The sequence below is a fragment of the Catenuloplanes sp. NPDC051500 genome (assembly GCF_044454585.1).
Taxonomy (GTDB): Bacteria; Actinomycetota; Actinomycetes; order Mycobacteriales; family Micromonosporaceae; genus Catenuloplanes.
In genome coordinates this window covers 13,301-31,161 of sequence record NZ_JBITDX010000026.1, presented here as the reverse complement: position 1 = coordinate 31,161, position 17,861 = coordinate 13,301, and the positions used below count along the sequence as shown (strand labels likewise).

Below are 17,861 nucleotides of genomic sequence, written 5' to 3'. Positions count from 1 at the left end.
TCCGTCTCACGCACCGGCGACCGGGGCCAGCAGCGCGTCGGCGGCGGCGGCGCGCAGCCAGGCCACCGCGTCGCCGTCGCTCCAGTGCAGGTCGTCGATGAGGGTGAACAGCGACGAGTATCCGAAGTAGAACCAGAGCAGCGCGTCGGCGTGCCGGACGTCGACGCCGGGGCGCAGCGCGCCGAGCCCGGCCAGCCGGTTCGCGGCCAGCAGCAGCCCGGACCGGTAGCGGCCGGTCGCCTCGGCCAGCGACGCGGCCGCGTCCGGCTCGTGCGGCGCGGTCGCCATGATCACGCGGAGCACGTCGCCCCACTCCCGGCGGATGTCAAGCGTCGTGTCCGCGACCAGGTCGAGCACCCGGCCGGGCTCGGTGGCGCGGCGGATCTGCTCAAGGTTCGCGGTGACGATCGGCGCGGCCGAGCACAGCTGGGTCAGCGAGCGCAGCATCCCGGACTTGCCGCCGGCCACCGAGTAGACGGTCGCGGGCGACACCCGGGCGGCGCGGGCCACCTCCTCGACCCGGACCGCGAAGAAGCCACGCTCGCGGAACAGGCGGCGGGCCGCGTCGAGGATCGTGCGGTGGGTCGCGGCCGTGTAGCCTGCGCGACGGCTGTGGCGCACGGGACCGGCCTCGGTGGTGCTCATGACGGTCGAGTCTAGGTCGATTCACTGGAGACCCGCTCTAGCGAAAGCCGATTTATCGATTTCTGTCGCCTATCCGGCTTGCCGCCGCGCTGAACGGTATCGGCACGCCCGGTGACCGGTCAGAGCGGTGTCAACCGGGCGTCAATCTCGCTAAGGTTGACTGGCCTGCGGATCTTTCCCGCGATTCGTCCCGAGGAGGCCCCGGTGTCCGCCGGACTCACCGCACCGCGCACGGTCCGCACCATCGGCGATCTCACCGGCCCGCGCGGGCTGCCGCTCGTCGGCCACCTGGCGGAGCTGCGCTTCGGCCGCGACGGCCACCGCGCCTTCGAACGCTGGGGCGAGCGGTACGGCCCCACCTACCTGATCCGCTACGGCCGCCACCCGCTCGTCGTCTCCGGCGACGGCCCGCTTGTGAACGCGGCTCTCCGCGACCGGCCGGACGGCTTCCGGCGCACCGGCGTCAACCGGGTGTTCCGCGACCTCGGCATCGACGGCGTGTTCAACGCCGAGGGCGAGCGGTGGCGGCGACTGCGGAAGATGGCCGCGCAGAGCCTCAACGCCGCCTACCTGCGTGAGTACTTCACCTCGATCACCCGATCGGCCGAGCGGCTGCGGACCCGGTGGTCCTCGGTCGCCGCCACCGGCCGGCCGGTCGACGTGCTTGACGACCTGATGCGATTCACGCTCGACGTGACCACCGCGCTCGCGGTCGGCCACGACCTCAACGCGCTGGAGGCCACCGGCGACGGGCTGCACACCCGGCTGGCCGAGCTGTTCCCGGAGATCGGGCGGCGGATCCAGGGCCCGATCCCGTACCACGGCATCGTCCGCCTGCCCCGCGACCGCCGCCGGGAGAGCGCGGTCCGCGAGGTCGACGCGCTGGTCCGGGAGAAGTACGCGGAGGCCCAGGCCCGGATCGCGACCGGCGCACCGCCGCGCACGTTCCTGGAGGCGCTGGCCGGGCAGGGCGAGTTCAGCCACGACGAGCTGGTCGGAAACGTGCTCACCATGCTGCTGGCCGGCGAGGACACCACGTCCTCCGCCGCCGCCTGGACGCTTCACTACCTGGCCACCCACCCGGAGGCGCAGCTGCGGGTCCGCGGCGAGGCGGTGGAGGCGTTCGGGGCCGGCGGCATGCCGGGCGACCCGTCCGCGTTCCGGAACCTGCGGTTCACGGAGGCCTGCGTCAACGAGGCCATGCGGCTGCGCCCGATCGCGCCCACCGCCGGGCTGCGCGCGCTCCGCGACACAGTGCTCCCCGGCACCGACCACGACCTGAGCCTGCCGCGCGGCAGCTCGCTGCTGGTGCTGCTCTCCTACGGCGCCCGCGCGGTGCCGGACCCCGGCGAGTTCCGCCCGTCCCGCTGGCTCGACGGCGACCCTCCCCCGGCGTCCGCGCCGCTGCTGCCGTTCGGCGTCGGCCCGCGCTTCTGCCCCGGCCGTAACCTCGCGCTGCTGGAGGCCACCCTGGTCGCCGCGCTGGCCTGCCGCGACTTCACGCTCACCCCGGGGCCGGGCCGGGTCCGGGAGAAGCTGGCGTTCGCCGCCTTCCCCACCGGCCTGCGCCTCAATTTCACGCCGAACTGACTCACCATTGCCTGTCGCGGGCCGGGTGGACACGGCACCAGCCGGCTGCGGTCAGATCCCTCGGCGTGACGTCTCAGCCCTTGACCGCACCGCTATTTGACGCGGCGGGTGGAGCGGGCGACGAGCTTCTCGTACTCGCGGTGCTTGTCCAGCCACTCGCTGAGCATCGGGCACATCGGCACCACGGTCCGGTTCCGCGCCTTGGCGTCCTCCATGATCGCGCGGGCCAGCGCGTCAGTCACGGCGGCCGCGTCGAACCCGGGCTCGACGCCGGTGTGCGTGCAGACGATGATCGGTCCGGTGACCTGATAGGTGAGCATCCCGGCGAGCTCCCCCGCCTCGTCCCGCGCCTCGAAGCGCTCCTTCTCCACCAGATCACTCACCGTGTACGTCACCCGCCCATCCAACCACTCCCCCAGGTGCCCCCCGTCCGTGAGGGGTGCGCCTTGACAGAGCTGATGGATAACCGTTACGAGCCGGGGGCGGCCGGCACGGAGAAGGGCGGGCTGGTCTGGGCGGACCGCGGCGACCTCGGCGCGATCGCGGGTGGCCAGGAACCGTCCTACACGCTGAGTCTGACGGTCGGACCCGGGTGGACGCCACCCGCCGTCGGCCGTGGCTGGCGCATCCGCACGGCGGCGGAGATCGGCGCCCGGTACGGCTCGACGAACGAGCTCGCCGAGTCCGCGTTCCGGATCGGGGGGCTGGCTGCTCGCCGGGCTCGCTGTCGCCGGGGTGGCCGGGATCGTCGCCGGCCGGATCATCGCGCAGCGCCGCCGGGCCGGGCTGCTCACCGCGGCCGGTGCCGGGCCTGATCGCGGCCGTCCACCTCGCCGAGTACCTGGTGATCGGGCTGGCCGCGGCCGGCCTCGGCCTGGCCGTTGGCTGGCTCGCCACGCCCCTGCTGTTCCGCACGACCGCCGGGCTCCTGGCCCCGGCCGGCCCGACGCTGCCGCCGCTGTCGCTGGTACTCGCGACGGCCGGGCTCGCTGTGGCGATCGCCTGTGCGGGCGCGCTCGCCCCGGTCCTGCGCGCCCGCCGCCCGTTCGACGAGGTGATGCGGCCGCCGCGCCGGAGAACCTGGCAGGTGCGGCTGTCCCGGCGGTTGCCGGTAAGCGTGCTGATCGCGGTGCGGATCGCCGCGCGCCGCGCCGGGCACGGGCGGCTCGTCACCACGAACACGCTGATCAGCACGGCCGCGTATGCCGCAGTGCTCACCCATCTGGCCCAGGACGACGATCCGCTCCGGTACGGCACGTCGACGCTCCCGGACCACGAAACGAACGGCTCGCGTCGGCGCTGCTCGTGGTCGCGGCGCTGATCTGCCTGCTGGCGCTGCTGAACACCGCGGTCAGCACGTGGGCTGCGGTGCTGGACGCGCTATATCCGCTCGCGGTCGCGCGGGCGCTCGGGGCGACACCGGGTCAGGCCGGGCTGGGGTTGACGCTCGCCCAGGTGCTGCCGACCGTGCCGGGCGCTGTTCTCGGGGTGCCCGCCGGGGTGGTGCTCTACGGCGGCGATCAAGGGGCGCCCGGGTGGTGGCTGGCCGGGGGCGCGACGGGGGTGCTGGTGCTTGTCGCGGCGCTCACGGCCGTGCCGGCACTGCTGTCCGCCCGGCGGCCGGTCGCGGACAGCTTCCGCGCGGCCTGACATCGCGCTTCGACTTCCCACCAGCGCCCGGCCGTGCCTCACGCGGGCCTCCGGACAGAGGAGGCCGCGCACGCGGCCCGTGACCGGTGAGGTCAGCAGCTGGTCAGATCCGAGTCGTCGGGGGCCAGGCGCTCGAGGAGCGGGGCGAGGGCGACTCGGTCGGCGTCGTCGAGGCGAATGAGGAGGGCGTTTCCGGCGGCGATCGCGGCGGTGAGGCGGGACTGAAGATCACGGCCGGCGTCGGTGAGGGTGAGCAGCTTGACCCGGCGGTCGGCGCCGGGGATGCGGGTGAGCAGGCCGCGCTCCTCGAGCTGGTCGGCGATCGCGGTGACGTAGGAGCGGTCGCAGCGCAGCAGCGCGGCCAGGTCGCGCATCGGGACGGGCCCGGTGAGCAGGGCGAGGGCGCGGGCCAGGTGGACCGGGATGCCGAGCTCGTTCGCGGAGTCGGCGAAGTCGGCCTTGGAGCGCTCCGCGATGTCGACCAGGAGCCGTGCCAGCCGGCTCGCCTCTTCGGCCTGCTCAGCTCGATGTGCCATGAGCCGCATATTACTACAGCCACACAATAGTTGACTCACTCACGCATCTTGGCCTACGGTGAATAGGTGAGTCAGTCAACTATTGTTTGGGTCAACGAAAAGAGTCTGTGATGAAGCGTGACAAGGCAGTGACCTGGCAGCGGGTGAGCCCGGCGGCGCTGCAGCTGGCCGGCCAGCGAATCGCGGTGGTCGGCGGCACCGGCGGGCTCGGCCGGGCGCTGGCCCGCGCGCTGGCGGCCGGTGGCGCACACGTCATCGTCGTCGGCCGCACGTTCCGCGACGCCGGCGTGCGGAACATCGAGTTCCTGGAGGCCGACCTCACCACCATGCGCGAGGCCGACCGCGTCGCGGGGCTGATCCCGGCCGAGACGCTCGACTCGATCGTCTTCACCACAGGCATCATGGCCGCACCGCAGCGGCAGGAGACCGCGGACGGCATCGAGCGCGACATGGCCATCAGCTTCCTGAGCCGGCTGGTCATCCTGCGCGCGGTCGCACACCGGCTGGGCGTCGGCCGTCCCGCCGGGCGTGCCCGTGCCCGCGTGTTCGTGATGGGCTTCCCCGGCGCCGGCAACGTCGGCAGCCTCGACATCAACGCGGAGCGCTCCTACAAGGCGATGACGCACCACATGAACACCGTGGCCGGCAACGAGATCCTGGTGCTCGACGCGGCCCGGCGCTACCCGCACCTGGACGTCTTCGGCCTCAACCCGGGCGCGGTCAGCACCGCGATCCGGAGCAACTTCATGGGCGAGGGCAGCATCAAGCACCGGATGCTCGAGGGCGTGCTGCGCCTGATGACCCCCACCCCGGAGACGTACGCCGGGCGGATCGCACCACTGCTCGCATCCCCCGGCATCAGCGGACACAGTGGATCGATGTTCGACCGCAAGGGCGATGCGGTGCTGCCCTCGGACGGGCTCACCGAGAAGTACATCGCGGACTACCTGGAGGCCTCCACTCGCCTGGTGGCGAAGACGGGCGTGCCTGTCGCCTCCTGAGACCAGCCACCGGGCGCGCCGTGATCAGGCACGCCCGGCGGAAGGTCCACCATCGTCGCCCGGACGGTCAGGTCCGCGGCCCGCCGGCCGGGGCGGGGCCAGGCGGCCGGGGCGGGGTCAGGCGGCTGACTCCAGGATCAGGTCGCGGACCACCTCGGGCCGGGACAGGAACGGGTGGTGGCCGGCGTCGATCTCGACGACCCGCCCGGCCCGTCGGGCGTATTCGCGCTGGAGGCGGGCCGGGGTGCCCCGGTCGTCCGCGCACACGAGGTAGGTCGACGGCACGTCGTGCCAGGCCGCCGCGCTCACCCGCTGGCCGGTGACCTGCACGCTCTGCCGGGCGAGGTGCGCGGCGGCCTGCTCGCGCACCTCGGCGTCGCAGTCCTGCAGGAACGTGTCCACAAGCAGCTCCGGGCGTACGCCGAAGGTTCCCGCGTCCGGGTCGATGTCCAGGAACGGCGCGGGTCCGGGCGCGCCGAACTCGGACAGGCTCTGGCCCACCTCGGGCAGGTAGCTGGAGATCAGCAGCAGGTGCTGCACGGACGGGACGCCCGCGGCTGCCTCCGCCGTCACGATCCCGCCGTAGCTGTGCGTGACCACGATCGTGGGCTCGTCGCTGTCCTGCAGCACGGTCCGCACGGCCGCGACGTCCTCGGTCAGTCCCGGGCCGCCGGTGCCGCCCGGCACACCGGCCTCGCCGCAGCTCGGCAGGGTCGCGGTCACGCTGCCGACGCCCTTCTCCTGCAGCAGCGGCGCCATGCGGTGCCACCACCACGAACCGTCACGCACGCACGCTCCGTGAACGAACACAACCCTCATCACTGCCTCCGGGGTACGACCTGGCTCCGTCCTGATCAACGGTAGACGTACCGGTCGTTACGTGAAAAGCTACGGCGATGGGACGGCATCCGCGGCCGGAAATCAAAGAACAGCTGCTCAACGCGGCCACGGATCATGCGCTCGCGCACGGGCTCCCGGACCGGCTGGAGCCGTTGGCCCGCGCGACCGGCACCTCGACCCGCATGTTGATCTACCACTTCGGCACCCGGGATGCGTTGTTCCGGGCCGTGCTCGGCCACGCACGGCAACGTCAGCTGGACAGCTTCGGCGCGCTGCTGCGGGCCCGCCCCGGCGAGCACTACACGGTCACTCTGCGCAACGCCTGGGCCGCGATGACCGGCTCGGAGGGGCGGCCGTTCCTGCGGATGTTCGGGCAGTGGCGGGAGACCGCGGTGGAGCCGCTGTGGCCGGACTTCCGCCGGGCCGCCACGACGGACTGGCTCGGGCCGCTCGCGGACGGCCTGCGCAGCATCGGCCGGGAGGACCACGCGACGCTCGTGCTCGCGGTCATCCGCGGACTTCTGATGGACCTCGACGCGACCGCCGACATCTCCCGCACCGACGAGGCGTTCCAGCAGTTCCTCAGCTCACTCGGCCGCCCGCCCGCGCCGACGTGACCGCCCGGCGACCAGGCCACCTCCGTCGGCGCATCGCGCGGCCCCCGGCGTGCCCCCGCGACCAAGCCACCCTCCGCCGCACCGCGCCTCCCCCGGCCTGCGCACTCCGGAGACAGGCCACCGCGCATTCCGGCGCGACCACCCCGGCGACAGGCCACCGCGCTTCCCCCGGCATGGCGGAAGAGGCCCGGTCTTCCTTCCGGTCCCCCGCGGGACCGGAAGGAAGGAGCCCTGGCGACGACCGGTGCCCGCGGGAGCGTGCGGGCCGCGACCACCCGCAGAGCGGGAAAATGTTCTGTGTTCTCGCCCTTCGTGGTTGTCGGTTAGGCCCGGGCCTCGGCCGGTAGCGACCCGTCGTTCTCGGCGAGGTCGCTCAGGACCCGGGAGGCGGCCAGTTCGTCGGCGGCGGCCAGCTCGTCGAAGCCGGTGACCGGCGGGAAGGTGTAGGGGCCGAGCGTGGCGATCAGGACGGCGCCGATCACCAGGACGCCCATCAGGGCCGGAAGGACCGGGTCGTAGGAGCCCAGGGAGTCGTAGCCGAGGCCGAGCAGCAGCGGGCCGAAGGCGGTGCCGAGGATGAACGCGGCCTGGACCGGGGCGAGGATGCGGCCGAAGTCGCGGGTGCCGAGGTAGCGGGTGATGAGCAGCGCGAGCAGGTCACCCTCGATGCCGAAGGCGACGCCGATGAACGCGACGGCGACGGCCGCGGCGGAGAACGGCGGGTGGAGGAAGAACAGGCCGGCGATCGGGGCGAGCATGACGATCGGGCCGATGATCGCGCCGTGCACGCGGTCCAGGATGAAGCCGCCGGCCACCCGCCCGATCAGTGAGGCCAGGCCGAAGATGACGAGGAGCGTGCCGGCCTGGTCATCGGGCAGGCCGCGATCGGTCATCATCGGCACCAGATGGACCTGCAGGCCGACGACCACCACGCCGACCAGGCCCAGACCGACGGACATGGCCCAGAACCGGCGGGTACGGACCGCCTCGCGGAAGGTCAGGCCGGGCAGCTCGAGCCGGACCTCGGTGTCGCCGGACCGGGCGGCCCGGACGAGCCGGCCGCGGACGTGTCGTTCGGCGCGGGCACGGACGAACAGCAGCACCATCGGGACCGAGATCGCGACGGAGACCAGGGCCATCACGCCGTAGGCAGCCCGCCAGCCGACGCCGTCGATGAGCGTGCCGGCCAGCAGCGGGGCCAGTGCGGCGCCCAGGCCGATCAGCCCGGTCGTGATGCCGACCGCGAGCGCGCGGTTGTTGTCGAACCAGCTCACCACCGCGCGGGTGGCGGGCACGACGGTGCCGGCGCCGAAGAACCCGACGAAGAAGCACGGGACGAGGTAGACCGCCGCGTTCGGCGGGACCAGGCCGACGAGCGCCATCGAGGCCGCGAACAGCACGAAGGCGGGCACCAGCAGGTAGCGGGCGGCGAACCGGTCGACCACCTGCCCGACGAGGATCAGGCCGATCGCCATCCCGATCGCCGCGACCGAGTACGCGCCGGTGACCGTGGTGCGGCCGAAACCGGTCTCCTCGACGATGGGCAGCACGAACAGGCCGATCGTGGCCAGGTACATCTGGGGTCCGACGGCGGCGGCGGTGCCACCGCCGGCCACCACCCACCAGGGGCTCGTCCTCATGCGGCCGCTCCGGCGGCGAACGTGGTCCCGGTGAGCCGCTCGGAGACCTCCCAGACGCGCCCGGCCTCCTGCACGCTGCGCAGCGGCGGGTACATGCGCTGCTCGCCGGGGCGGCCGCCGAGACCGCCGGGACCGCTCGGGCCGTAGAGGACGCCGGGCTTGGCGGCCGGGTCGGTCGCGGCCATCAGCGCGGGCAGCATCGCGGTCTCGACGGTGCCGAGCAGGATGCCGCGCGCGGACATCGCCCGGATCATGCGCAGCTGGGAGGCGTCCTCGCCGCGGCCGAGTTCGGGGCGGCTGGCCAGAAGGTTCGTCGGCGCGATCCCGGGGTGGGAGATGTTGCTGGTGATACCCCAGCCGTACGTCTCACTGCGCCGCTGCAACTCCAGGCCGAACAGGCCGAACGCGATCTTCGACTGGCTGTAGGCGCGCATGACGTCGTACGAGCGCTCCCAGTTCAGGTCGTCCCAGTTGATGCTTCCCCGGCGTGCGGCCACGCTGACCTGCGAGGTGACCCGGGCCCGGCCGGCGCGCAGCAGCGGGAGCAGGTGGGCGACGAGCGCGACGTGGCCGAGGTGGTTCGTGCCGAACTGCACCTCGAATCCGTCCGCGGTGGTCAGCCGGGTCGGCGGCCGCATCACGCCCGCGTTGTTGATCAAGAGGTGGATCGGGCGGCCCTCGGCGCGCAGCCCGTCGCCGAGCGCGGCGACCGACGCCAGCGACGACAGGTCGAGGCTGCGAAGCGAGACCGACGCCCCGGGCACGGAGCTGTGGATCGTGGCGACCGCGGCCTCGCCCTTGCGCTCGTTGCGGACCGGCATGATCACCTCGGCGCCGGCCGCGGCAAGCCGGACTGCCATCCGGAGGCCCATGCCGTCGCTTGCGCCGGTGACCATGGCCCGTTTTCCGGACAGGTCGGGGATTGTGACGTCGATCGGTGCTCGTGACATGGGTGCTGCTCCTTCGAACGGCCAAACGTGTACGTCACCGACCATCGCCGCAACGCCGGAGGTTAACCACGGCCTGCCGATCCCCGCCTGCGAAGGGGGGATCGGCGATCCGTGGCTACCGGAGCCCGCGGGCGGTAGAACAGAGGCAGTCATTCGAGAGGCAGGCGACGTGATCGACCGCACCGGGCTTGCGGACTTCCTCCGCAGTCGGCGTGAGGCTCTGCAGCCGGAGGACGTCGGCCTGCCGCGTGGGCAGCGCCGCCGGACCAGCGGCCTGCGACGCGAGGAGGTCGCCTCGCTGTGCCACATGTCCGCCGACTACTACTCCCGGCTCGAACGGCAACGCGGCCCGCACCCCTCGCACCGGATACTCGCCTCGATCGCCCAGGGCCTGCACCTGTCGATCGACGAGCGCGACCACCTGTTCCGCCTGGCCGGCTACCCCGCACCGGTCAGGGGCGGTGCGGGCGAGCACATCAGCCCCGGGCTGCTGCGGGTGCTCGACCGTCTGGACGACACCCCCGCCGAGATCGTCACCGAGCTCGGCGAGACGCTGTGGCAGTCCCCGCTCGGCGTCGCGCTCACCGGCGACACGACGCGGTTCACCGGCCCGGCCCGCAGCGCCGGCTACCGCTGGTTCACCGACCCGGATGCCCGGCAGATCTACGCGCCGCACGAGCACGCGTTCCTGACCAGGATGTACGTGGCGGGCCTGCGCGCACTTGTGACGCTCCGCGGCCCGAGGTCCCGGGCCGCGCACCTGGCCGCGCTGCTGCTGCCACGGAGCGAGGAGTTCCGCCGCGTGTGGGACGACCATGAAATCGGCATCCGCCCCCACCACGTCAAGCATTTCGTCCACCCCGAGGTCGGCGCGCTGGAGCTGCACTGCCAGCGCCTGCTCGACCCGTCCGAGGCCCACTCGCTGATGGTCTACACCGCCGTTCCCGGCACCGAGAGTTACGACAAGCTGCAGATGCTCGCGGTCATCGGTACGCAGAGTCTCCGCTGAGGACGCCGGAGTCGGGCAGATTACCGATCGTGCCGGGTCGCGGGTGAGGGTGCGAGAATGCGGGCATGGACGTGCGCGCGCGCAGCAACATCACTTTCACGGGCCGGGACGACGGTCCGGTGGTGATGCTCGCGCACGGGTTCGGCTGCGATCAGCACATGTGGCGGCGGATAACGGCGACGCTCGGTGAGCGGTCCCGGGTGTTGCTGTTCGACCATGTCGGCGCGGGTGGCTCCGACCTGACCGCGTGGGACCCGGACAGATACGCGAGCCTCGACGGGTACGCCCGTGACGTCCTGGACATCTGCCGTGAGCTGGACCTCCGCGATGTGATCTTCGTCGGGCACTCGGTCAGCGCCATGATCGGCGTGCTTGCCGTGGCGGAGGAGCCCGACCGCTTCGCCGGGCTTGTCCTGGTGACCCCGTCGCCGTGCTATATCGACGAGGACGGCTACCGCGGCGGGTTCACCCGCGACGACATCGATGAGCTGCTGGAGTCGCTGGACAGCAACTATCTCGGGTGGTCCGCTAGCATGGCGCCGGTGATCATGGGCAATCCGGACCGGCCGGAGCTTGGTGAGGAGCTGACCGCAAGCTTCTGCCGCACCGACCCGGCCATCGCGAAGTCGTTCGCACGGGTGACTTTCCTGTCCGACCAGCGTGCCGATCTGGCCAGGGTCGCCGTGCCCACGCTTGTGCTCGAGGCGGCGAACGACGCCATCGCGCCACCCGAGGTCGGCGCGTACGTGCACGCCCGGATACCCGGCAGCCGCCTGGTCACGCTTGACGCCACCGGGCACTGCCCCCAGCTGAGCGCCCCGCAGGCCACGGCGCAGGCCATCGTGGCGTTCGTGGCCGAGCTGCGGTGACCGAGCCGTTGCCGCGCTCGGAACCAGGGCACGCCACGGAGTTCCCGGCCATGCTGGAGGACGACATCGACGATCTGTACGACAGCGCGCCGTGCGGCTACCTGTCCACGCTGCTGGACGGCACGATCGCCAAGGTCAATTCGACGTTGCTCGGCTGGCTGGGCTACACGCGGGACGACCTGGTCGGGCGCAAGCGCTTCAGCGACCTGCTCACCATGGGCGGGAAGCTGTACCACGAGACGCACTTCGCCCCGATCCTGCAGATGCAGGGCGAGGTCAACGGCATCGCGCTCGATCTCACACGCACTGACGGCACCCGGCTGCCGGTGCTCGTCACCTCCGCGGTCAAGACCGGCGGCGACGGCCAGCCGCTGCTGATCCGCACCACTGTCTTCGACGCGCGCGAACGCCGCGCGTACGAGCAGGAGCTGCTCCTCGCCCGCCGGGAGGCCGAGGCCGACCGGGAACGGCTGCGCGGGCTGGTCGCCGGACTCCAGCACAGCCTGCTGCCGGACACACTGCCGGAGCCGCCGCACATGCGCACCGGCGCCTACTACCGGATGGCCTCCGCGGACCGGATCGGCGGCGACTTCTACGACCTGTTCCCGCTGGCCGGTGACGCGTGGGGGTTCTTCCTCGGCGACGTGTGCGGCAAGGGCCTCGCGGCCGCGGCCACCACCTCGGCCACCCGGCACACGCTCCGGACCGCCGTCGCCTACGACCCCGATCCCGCCGCCGCGCTGGCCCACCTCAACGACGTGCTCTACCAGGACCATCGGAGCAGGACCCACCGGCACTGCACGGTCGTGCTCGGCGTGCTGCACCCGGCCGCGGACGGCTGCGCGGTCACCATCGCCGGCGGCGGGCACCCCGCGCCCATGCTGCTGCGGGCCGGCGGCACCGTCGAGCCGCAGGCCACCACCGGCGGCACGCTTATCGGCGGCCTCCGCGCTCCACGCATCGTGTCCCGCACCTTCACGCTGGCACCCGGCGACACGCTGATCCTCTACAGCGACGGCCTGCTCGAGGCCCGGTCCGGCGCCGAGCGCTACGGGGAGGCGGCGCTGCGGTCCTTCCTCACCGCGCTGGCACCCACCACCGCCCCCACGGCCATCACGGCGCTGACCACCCTCCTCGGCACCCTCGACCGCATCGACGACGACGTGGCCCTGATGGCCCTGTCACTCGACGGCGCAGCACGCCACGCACAGTGACCGATGTGGTCGGCCGCCTCGTCGCGTGACAGCGGTGGCGTGGCCGCGACTGCCGATACGCTCACGAGATGCCGAGCCGCCGCGAGGGAGCCCGATGAACACCGCCGACGACACGATGGTCCGGATCGGACAGGCCGTGGCGCTGCACCACAGGCAGGGCGATCGGGAGGCGGCGCGGCTGCTGTTCGCACAGATCTGGGAGGAGATCGGCGGCGAGCGGGGGGATCCGCTGCACGTCTGCGTGCTCGCGCACTCGATGGCCGACGTGCAGGACGACGTGGCGGAGGAGCTGGTCTGGGACCTGCGCGCGCTGGCCGCGGCCGACTCGCTCACCGACGAGCGGACCGGCGAGGCGGGCGTGGAGCTGCCGGTGGCCGGGCTGTACCCGTCGCTGCACCTCAACCTGTGCGACTGCTACCGCAAGCTTGGCGATCTCGACCGGGCCCGCGAGCACCTGGAACGCGCGCGGGCGGGCATCGGCGTGCTCGGCGACGACGATTACGGCCGGTTGATCAGGGGCGGGCTGCAGACGCTTGCGGAGCAGCTCGACGCCCGCTGACCTGGCGCGCGGGCCGGCTGCCTCGCACGGCCGGTGCGGCGGTGTTCATCGGGCTCCTCCGTTCCAGGACTGCCACAGGTGTCCGTAACGGCCACCGGCGGCAAGCAGTTGCGCGTGCGTGCCCTGCTCGACGACCCGGCCGTGGTCGAGCACCAGGATCCGGTCCGCGTCCGCGGCCTGCACGAGCCGGTGCGCGACAATAAGCGTGGTCCGCCCCTCGGTGGCGGCGGCCGCGGCCCGGTCCAGATCGCGCGCGCCCGCGCTGCCCGCCTCCGCGGTCGCCTCGTCAAGCACGGCCACGGCCGGGTCCGCAAGGATCAGCCGGGCCAGTGCCAGCTGCTGCGCCTGCGCCGCGGTCAGCCGGTGCCCGCCCTCCCCCACGTGCGTGGCAAGCCCGTCCGGCAGCGCGCGCAGCCAGCCGATGGCGCCGACCCGGTCCAGCGCCTTCTCGATCTCGGCGTCGTCCGCGTCCGGCCGGGCCAGCCGCAGGTCGTCCGCGAGAGGCCCAGCGAACACGTGCACCTCCTGGCTGACCAGCGCGATCTCCTTACGCACCCGAATCTCACCAAGATCCTTCAGCTGTACGCCGCGCAGCCGCGCCTCCCCGTCCGAGGCCGTGATGATCCCGGCCGCGATCGCGGCGAGCGTGCTCTTCCCCGCGCCACTCGCCCCGACAAGCGCGACCCGCTCCCCCGGCGCCAGCGTAAGCGTCACGTCCTCGAGCACGGCCGGGCCGTCCTCGTAGTGGTGGCGGCGCACGACCACGCTCAGCGCAGCCTCATGATCCTCAACCCCAAGATCATGCGTGGGTACGGCGACCGGCGGCAACGACGCGACACCGACAAGCCGTGCCAGACTCGCCCCGGCCTGCATGACGGCGTCGAACTCCATCAGGATCAGCCCGATCGGGTTGAACAGCCGGTGGAAGTAGAGCGCGGCCGCGGTGGCCGCACCGACAGTGACCGCGTCCGCCCTCACCAGCAGGAACCCGGCCACAAGTACGCTGCCGAGCCCGATAAACTCGGACCTGTTGATCCGCAGCCCGAACCGGGTGAAGATGCCGAACACGGTAAGCGACAGGTCCCGGGCGGCCGCGGACCGGTCCGCGATCCGGGCCACGTGCGCGTCCTCGGTGCCGTAGGCGCGGACTGTCGCGGCGCCGTGCAGCGCCCCGGCCATCGCCTGCGCGCGCTCGCCTGTGACGATCCGCTCCCGGGCGTAGAACGGGACGGACTTCGGCAGGTACCACCGCAGCGCCAGCAGGTACGCGGGCGCGGCGACCAGCCCGGCCAGCCCGAGCCGCCAGTCCAGGGTGAACAGCCCGGCCGCGGTGAGCACGATGGTGAGCACCGCGCCGACCATCAGCGGGCCGATCCCGGTGATCGCGCCGGTGACCACCGCGACGTCGTCACCGGCGCGGGCGACCAGGTCACCGGTGCCCGCCCGTTCCAGCGTGGCGGACGGCAGGTGCAGCGCGCGGTCGAGCACGCGCTCGCGCAGCCGGGCCAGGACCGTCTCGCCGAGCCGGGCCGCGACGGCAGCGGCGGCAGCGGTGAGCACACCGGCGACCACCGCGGCGGCCGCGATCACACACGCCCAGCGGACGATCCGGTCCGTGCCGGCGCCCGCGACCACGTCGTCCACAAGTCGGCCCAGCACCCAGGGCGCGACCAGCCCGGACGCGGACGCGGCGACGAGCAACGCGATCGCGGCCGCGCTGAGGCCGGGCAGGCGCTTGAACTCGGTGAGCAGCTCGGACCAGGTCTGGTGCGCGGTCGCGGTGGGGAGCAGGTGCCTGTGGGTGCTCATCGGATGACGGCCTCGCGGTATCGGGCGTCGGCCGCGGCCAGCGCGTCGTGGGTTCCCTCGGCGACCACCCGGCCGCCGTCAAGCACTGTCACCCGGTGGGCGGCGCGCAGCAGCGCCGGGCTGCTGGTGATGACGAGCGTGCCGTGCGGGGCGGTGCCGCGGGCGGCGGCGATGCCGTCCGCGACCAGGCCCTCGGTGACCGCGTCGACGGAGGTGGTGGGGTCGTGCAGGACCAGGACCGGCGGGGCGGCGGCGAGCGCGCGGGCCAGGCCGATGCGCTGGCGCTGACCGCCGGAAAGGTTCGCGCCGCGCTCGGTGAGCTCGCGGTCGAGGCCGTCGGGGTGGGCTTCGAGAACGTCCTCGGCACCGGCGGAGCGCAGGGCGGCGAGCAGCGCGGCGTCGTCACGGCCCGCCTCCGGCCCGTCAACGGCGGCGGAGTCTGCCGGCGCACCCGAATCGGCGGCTGCGGTGCGGGCCGGTGCCAGGTTGGTGCGCAGCGTGCCCTCGAAGAGCGCCACGTCGTGTTGTTCGACAAGGAGCGTGCCGCGGGCCGCGTCAAGCGTCAGCGTGTCGGCGGCCACGCCGTCCACCCGGACCGTGCCGCGGTAGTCGTCTCGCGGCACCCGCCCGGACAGCAGCGTGACAAGCGCGTCCGCGTCCCGCGGGTCGTAGGCGACGACGCCCACGATCTCGCCCGCGCCGACGCGCAGCGACACACCGTCGAGAGTGCCATAGCCGACCTCGTCCAGCGCCAGCCGCGTGTCCGACGCCGGGGCGGACCCGGCGTCACCTGGTGTCACAAGCGGTGCCGCACCAAGCACCCGGCCGACCCGCGTCGCGGACGCCTTCGCCGTGGCCGCCAGCTGCACGCACCAGCCGAGGGTCCCGACCGGCTCCGCCATGAACTGGGCGAGGCCGACGACAGCGACCAGCTCGCCGACCGTGAGCCGGCCCTCCAGCGCCAGCCAGCCGGCGAATCCGGCCACGGCCGCGAGAAACAGGCCGTTGACCGCTGTGGTCAGGCCCTGCTGCAGGCCCTTGCTGTTCGCGGCGCGCAGCGTGACGCCGAGCGCGTGCGCGCTTGCCGCGGCGTACCGGCGGGCCGCGTGGTCCTGAGCCCCGATGCCGCGCAGCACGCGAAGCCCGGAAACCAGGTCGACCGCGAGCGCGGTGGTGGTGGCCAGCGCCTCCTGCTGGGCCTCGCTGCGCCGGGTGAGCAGCGGTGCCAGGCGTTGCAGCGCGAGCACGACGACCGGCACGCCGATCAGCACGCCCAGGCCGAGCGGCACGTCCACGACCAGCAGCGCTGTCGCGGAGACGACGAGCGCGGTGGTGGCGGCCGCGGCGATGCCGACCGCGCGGATGACAAGCGAGGACAGCTCCGCGTCGGAGGCGGTGATGGAGAGCAGCTCACCGTCGCGCAGCCCGGACCGCAGACCGCGCGGATCGAGCGCGCGCCCGGCGATCTCGACGCGGGTGTGGTGCGACTCGTGCTCCACGGCCGCGTACCCGAGGCGGGCGCCGAAGAAGTAGGAGAACGTCAGCACCGTGAAGAGCAGGGCGAGGCCGGCGAGCGAGATCAGCAGCGCGCGGGTGTCGGAGGTGGCGACGGCCCGGTCGATGACCACACCGATCATCACCGGCACCAGGGCCTCGGCCGCCTGATGGGAGCACAGGAAGACCACGCTGACACCGATCCGGGACCGCTGGCGGAGCAGGATCCGCCGTTGTACCGCGCTTGCGGTGAGTTCGCCGCCGGCCGCCATCAGGCGCCCGCGAGCGTGGTGAGGACCGTGTCCGTCCGGTCGGCGAGCGGGATCGCGGTGCCGGGCGACGAGGCGCCGGACACGATCGGGCAGACCCGGCCGGCCTTGACGGCGGAGAGGTTCTTCCACAGTTCAAGATCAGTCATGGCGGCATTGTCCGGGGCGGCCGGGACAGCGTCCGGACCGGCGGGGATGAGCACCGCGCCGGACGCCTCCAGTATGCTGACCTGCTCGAACGAGTACTCCTCGGCCTGCGGCGTGAACGACTCCACGAGCTGCACGCAGGGAACGGAATCAGTGCGCAAGCGAGCCGTCGACCAGTTCGGGACGGCCGGGGACCGGCTCGGACGGGGAGGTGCCGAGCGCGACGATGCGGTTGGCCTCGTCGACGTGCACGACGCGCGGTGAGTGCGCGGCCAACTCCGCGTCCGAGAGCACCGCGTAGGTGATGATGATGACCAGGTCACCGGGGTGCACGAGGTGGGCGGCCGCACCGTTGACGCCGATCACGCCGCTGCTGGCCGGACCGGTGATGGCGTAGGTCTCCAGGCGCGCACCGTTGGTGATGTCGACGACCTGGACGCGCTCGCCCTCCACGATGTCCGCGGCCCTCATCAGGTCGGCGTCGATTGTCAGCGAGCCCACGTAATGCAGATCGGCCTGGGTGACGGTGGCGCGGTGAATCTTTCCATTGAGCATCGTGCGCTGCACGTCATCTCCTGTCTGATCGACGCCTGTCCATGCACGAGGAATGCACGCGTCATCGGCCCGCACGAGTGGCAACGCATCGCGTCGGCCGCCCTGGTGGATCCAGCACCTCGCGGACGTGGAGGAAACCACTCGGCGGTGGATCACATCCGCCGATTCCCCCGAAACGTAGGCAAAACTAGCCATGGGCAGGCGGTCCCGCAAGACCTTGATCACCAGGCGTGTGCCACACCACCCCACGGCGCCGAGGCCACCGGGCGCGGATGCTCGTCGCGGTGCCGGAAATCCGTCCGCCGCGCTGCTTTCAGTGCAGATCAAGAGCACCACAGCGCCCCGAACGTCCGGGGCCTCTGACCGGCCCGGGGGGCGGGGGCCCGCGCGGGGACCCGCCCCCCCGCGGCGGGGGTGGTCCCGGGGCCCCCGTGCCGGAGGGGGATGATTTGGGCCCGGGGCCCCGC

20 protein-coding genes are annotated in these 17,861 nt (G+C 72.8%); 10 read left to right on the top strand and 10 right to left on the bottom strand.

The window, feature by feature from the left end; all coding sequences use genetic code 11:
- Window positions 1–6 precede the first annotated feature (6 nt).
- Window positions 7–645, bottom strand: a complete 639-nt coding sequence (locus tag ACIA8K_RS35365) for a TetR/AcrR family transcriptional regulator (RefSeq protein WP_396067404.1) — start codon at window positions 643–645, stop codon at window positions 7–9.
- Between the two features lie 204 nt (window positions 646–849).
- On the opposite strand from ACIA8K_RS35365, the gene ACIA8K_RS35360 reads away from it, so the two are divergent.
- Window positions 850–2,235, top strand: coding sequence for a cytochrome P450 (locus ACIA8K_RS35360; protein ID WP_396067402.1), 1,386 nt, complete (start codon window positions 850–852; stop codon window positions 2,233–2,235).
- A 92-nt stretch (window positions 2,236–2,327) separates the two neighbouring features.
- Here the strand turns inward: ACIA8K_RS35360 and ACIA8K_RS35355 are convergent, their stop codons facing one another.
- Window positions 2,328–2,630: a GNAT family N-acetyltransferase gene (locus tag ACIA8K_RS35355; protein WP_396067399.1), complete on the bottom strand. Its 303-nt coding sequence runs from the start codon at window positions 2,628–2,630 to the stop codon at window positions 2,328–2,330.
- Window positions 2,631–2,693: 63 nt separating this feature from the next.
- On the opposite strand from ACIA8K_RS35355, the gene ACIA8K_RS35350 reads away from it, so the two are divergent.
- The 3 genes from ACIA8K_RS35350 to ACIA8K_RS35340 are packed head-to-tail and all read left to right on the top strand — an operon-like array spanning window position 2,694 to window position 3,885.
- Window positions 2,694–3,050 carry a hypothetical protein gene (locus ACIA8K_RS35350; protein ID WP_396067396.1) on the top strand — a complete coding sequence of 119 codons (357 nt, stop codon included), beginning with the start codon at window positions 2,694–2,696 and terminating at the stop codon, window positions 3,048–3,050.
- Window positions 3,038–3,556: a hypothetical protein gene (locus ACIA8K_RS35345; RefSeq protein WP_396067393.1), complete on the top strand. Its 519-nt coding sequence runs from the start codon at window positions 3,038–3,040 to the stop codon at window positions 3,554–3,556. The genes ACIA8K_RS35350 and ACIA8K_RS35345 overlap by 13 nt, the downstream gene beginning before the upstream one ends.
- Window positions 3,541–3,885 carry an FtsX-like permease family protein gene (locus ACIA8K_RS35340; RefSeq protein WP_396067391.1) on the top strand — a complete coding sequence of 115 codons (345 nt, stop codon included), beginning with the start codon at window positions 3,541–3,543 and terminating at the stop codon, window positions 3,883–3,885. The genes ACIA8K_RS35345 and ACIA8K_RS35340 overlap by 16 nt, the downstream gene beginning before the upstream one ends.
- 92 nt (window positions 3,886–3,977) lie before the next feature.
- On the opposite strand, the gene ACIA8K_RS35335 is transcribed toward ACIA8K_RS35340, so the two are convergent.
- On the bottom strand, window positions 3,978–4,421 hold the full coding sequence (locus ACIA8K_RS35335) for a MarR family winged helix-turn-helix transcriptional regulator (RefSeq protein ID WP_396067389.1): 444 nt from the start codon (window positions 4,419–4,421) through the stop codon (window positions 3,978–3,980).
- A 110-nt stretch (window positions 4,422–4,531) separates the two neighbouring features.
- Between ACIA8K_RS35335 and ACIA8K_RS35330 the strand changes: the two genes are divergently transcribed.
- Window positions 4,532–5,422: an SDR family NAD(P)-dependent oxidoreductase gene (locus tag ACIA8K_RS35330; protein ID WP_396067387.1), complete on the top strand. Its 891-nt coding sequence runs from the start codon at window positions 4,532–4,534 to the stop codon at window positions 5,420–5,422.
- Between the two features lie 117 nt (window positions 5,423–5,539).
- On the opposite strand, the gene ACIA8K_RS35325 is transcribed toward ACIA8K_RS35330, so the two are convergent.
- Window positions 5,540–6,241 (bottom strand): alpha/beta fold hydrolase, encoded by a 702-nt coding sequence (locus ACIA8K_RS35325; RefSeq protein WP_396067384.1) that lies wholly within the window; start codon window positions 6,239–6,241, stop codon window positions 5,540–5,542.
- Between the two features lie 77 nt (window positions 6,242–6,318).
- Here ACIA8K_RS35325 and ACIA8K_RS35320 point away from each other — a divergent pair, with 77 nt between their 5' ends.
- Complete coding sequence (locus ACIA8K_RS35320; RefSeq protein ID WP_396067382.1) at window positions 6,319–6,879, top strand: TetR/AcrR family transcriptional regulator; 561 nt, start codon at window positions 6,319–6,321, stop codon at window positions 6,877–6,879.
- Between the two features lie 323 nt (window positions 6,880–7,202).
- Here the strand turns inward: ACIA8K_RS35320 and ACIA8K_RS35315 are convergent, their stop codons facing one another.
- Together ACIA8K_RS35315 and ACIA8K_RS35310 are read right to left on the bottom strand one after the other, a co-directional pair.
- Window positions 7,203–8,519 (bottom strand): MFS transporter, encoded by a 1,317-nt coding sequence (locus ACIA8K_RS35315; protein ID WP_396067380.1) that lies wholly within the window; start codon window positions 8,517–8,519, stop codon window positions 7,203–7,205.
- Window positions 8,516–9,469 carry an SDR family oxidoreductase gene (locus tag ACIA8K_RS35310; protein WP_396067377.1) on the bottom strand — a complete coding sequence of 318 codons (954 nt, stop codon included), beginning with the start codon at window positions 9,467–9,469 and terminating at the stop codon, window positions 8,516–8,518. Before ACIA8K_RS35310 ends, ACIA8K_RS35315 begins: the two co-directional genes overlap by 4 nt.
- Before the next feature lie 169 nt (window positions 9,470–9,638).
- On the opposite strand from ACIA8K_RS35310, the gene ACIA8K_RS35305 reads away from it, so the two are divergent.
- From ACIA8K_RS35305 to ACIA8K_RS35290, 4 genes are all read left to right on the top strand, one after another.
- Complete coding sequence (locus tag ACIA8K_RS35305; RefSeq protein ID WP_396067374.1) at window positions 9,639–10,478, top strand: helix-turn-helix transcriptional regulator; 840 nt, start codon at window positions 9,639–9,641, stop codon at window positions 10,476–10,478.
- 65 nt (window positions 10,479–10,543) lie between these two features.
- The gene (locus tag ACIA8K_RS35300; RefSeq protein WP_396067372.1) at window positions 10,544–11,347 is read left to right on the top strand and encodes an alpha/beta fold hydrolase; all 804 of its coding nucleotides are present in this window, start codon (window positions 10,544–10,546) and stop codon (window positions 11,345–11,347) included.
- Window positions 11,344–12,561, top strand: a complete 1,218-nt coding sequence (locus tag ACIA8K_RS35295) for a PP2C family protein-serine/threonine phosphatase (RefSeq protein WP_396067370.1) — start codon at window positions 11,344–11,346, stop codon at window positions 12,559–12,561. The genes ACIA8K_RS35300 and ACIA8K_RS35295 overlap by 4 nt, the downstream gene beginning before the upstream one ends.
- Before the next feature lie 94 nt (window positions 12,562–12,655).
- Window positions 12,656–13,120, top strand: a complete 465-nt coding sequence (locus ACIA8K_RS35290) for a hypothetical protein (RefSeq protein ID WP_396067367.1) — start codon at window positions 12,656–12,658, stop codon at window positions 13,118–13,120.
- A gap of 45 nt (window positions 13,121–13,165) precedes the next feature.
- Here ACIA8K_RS35290 and ACIA8K_RS35285 read toward each other — a convergent pair whose 3' ends face one another.
- From ACIA8K_RS35285 to panD, 4 genes are read right to left on the bottom strand one after another with little or no spacing between them, the layout of a single operon-like run.
- Entirely contained in the window at window positions 13,166–14,929 is a 1,764-nt protein-coding gene (locus ACIA8K_RS35285) for an ABC transporter ATP-binding protein (protein WP_396067365.1), read from the bottom strand.
- On the bottom strand, window positions 14,926–16,695 hold the full coding sequence (locus ACIA8K_RS35280) for an ABC transporter transmembrane domain-containing protein (protein ID WP_396067363.1): 1,770 nt from the start codon (window positions 16,693–16,695) through the stop codon (window positions 14,926–14,928). Before ACIA8K_RS35280 ends, ACIA8K_RS35285 begins: the two co-directional genes overlap by 4 nt.
- A complete protein-coding gene (locus ACIA8K_RS35275; protein ID WP_396067360.1) occupies window positions 16,695–16,976 on the bottom strand; it encodes a hypothetical protein in 282 nt (93 codons plus the stop codon). Before ACIA8K_RS35275 ends, ACIA8K_RS35280 begins: the two co-directional genes overlap by 1 nt.
- A 13-nt stretch (window positions 16,977–16,989) precedes the next feature.
- Complete coding sequence (gene panD / locus ACIA8K_RS35270) at window positions 16,990–17,406, bottom strand: aspartate 1-decarboxylase (RefSeq protein WP_396067358.1); 417 nt, start codon at window positions 17,404–17,406, stop codon at window positions 16,990–16,992.
- Window positions 17,407–17,861: the final 455 nt, after the last annotated feature.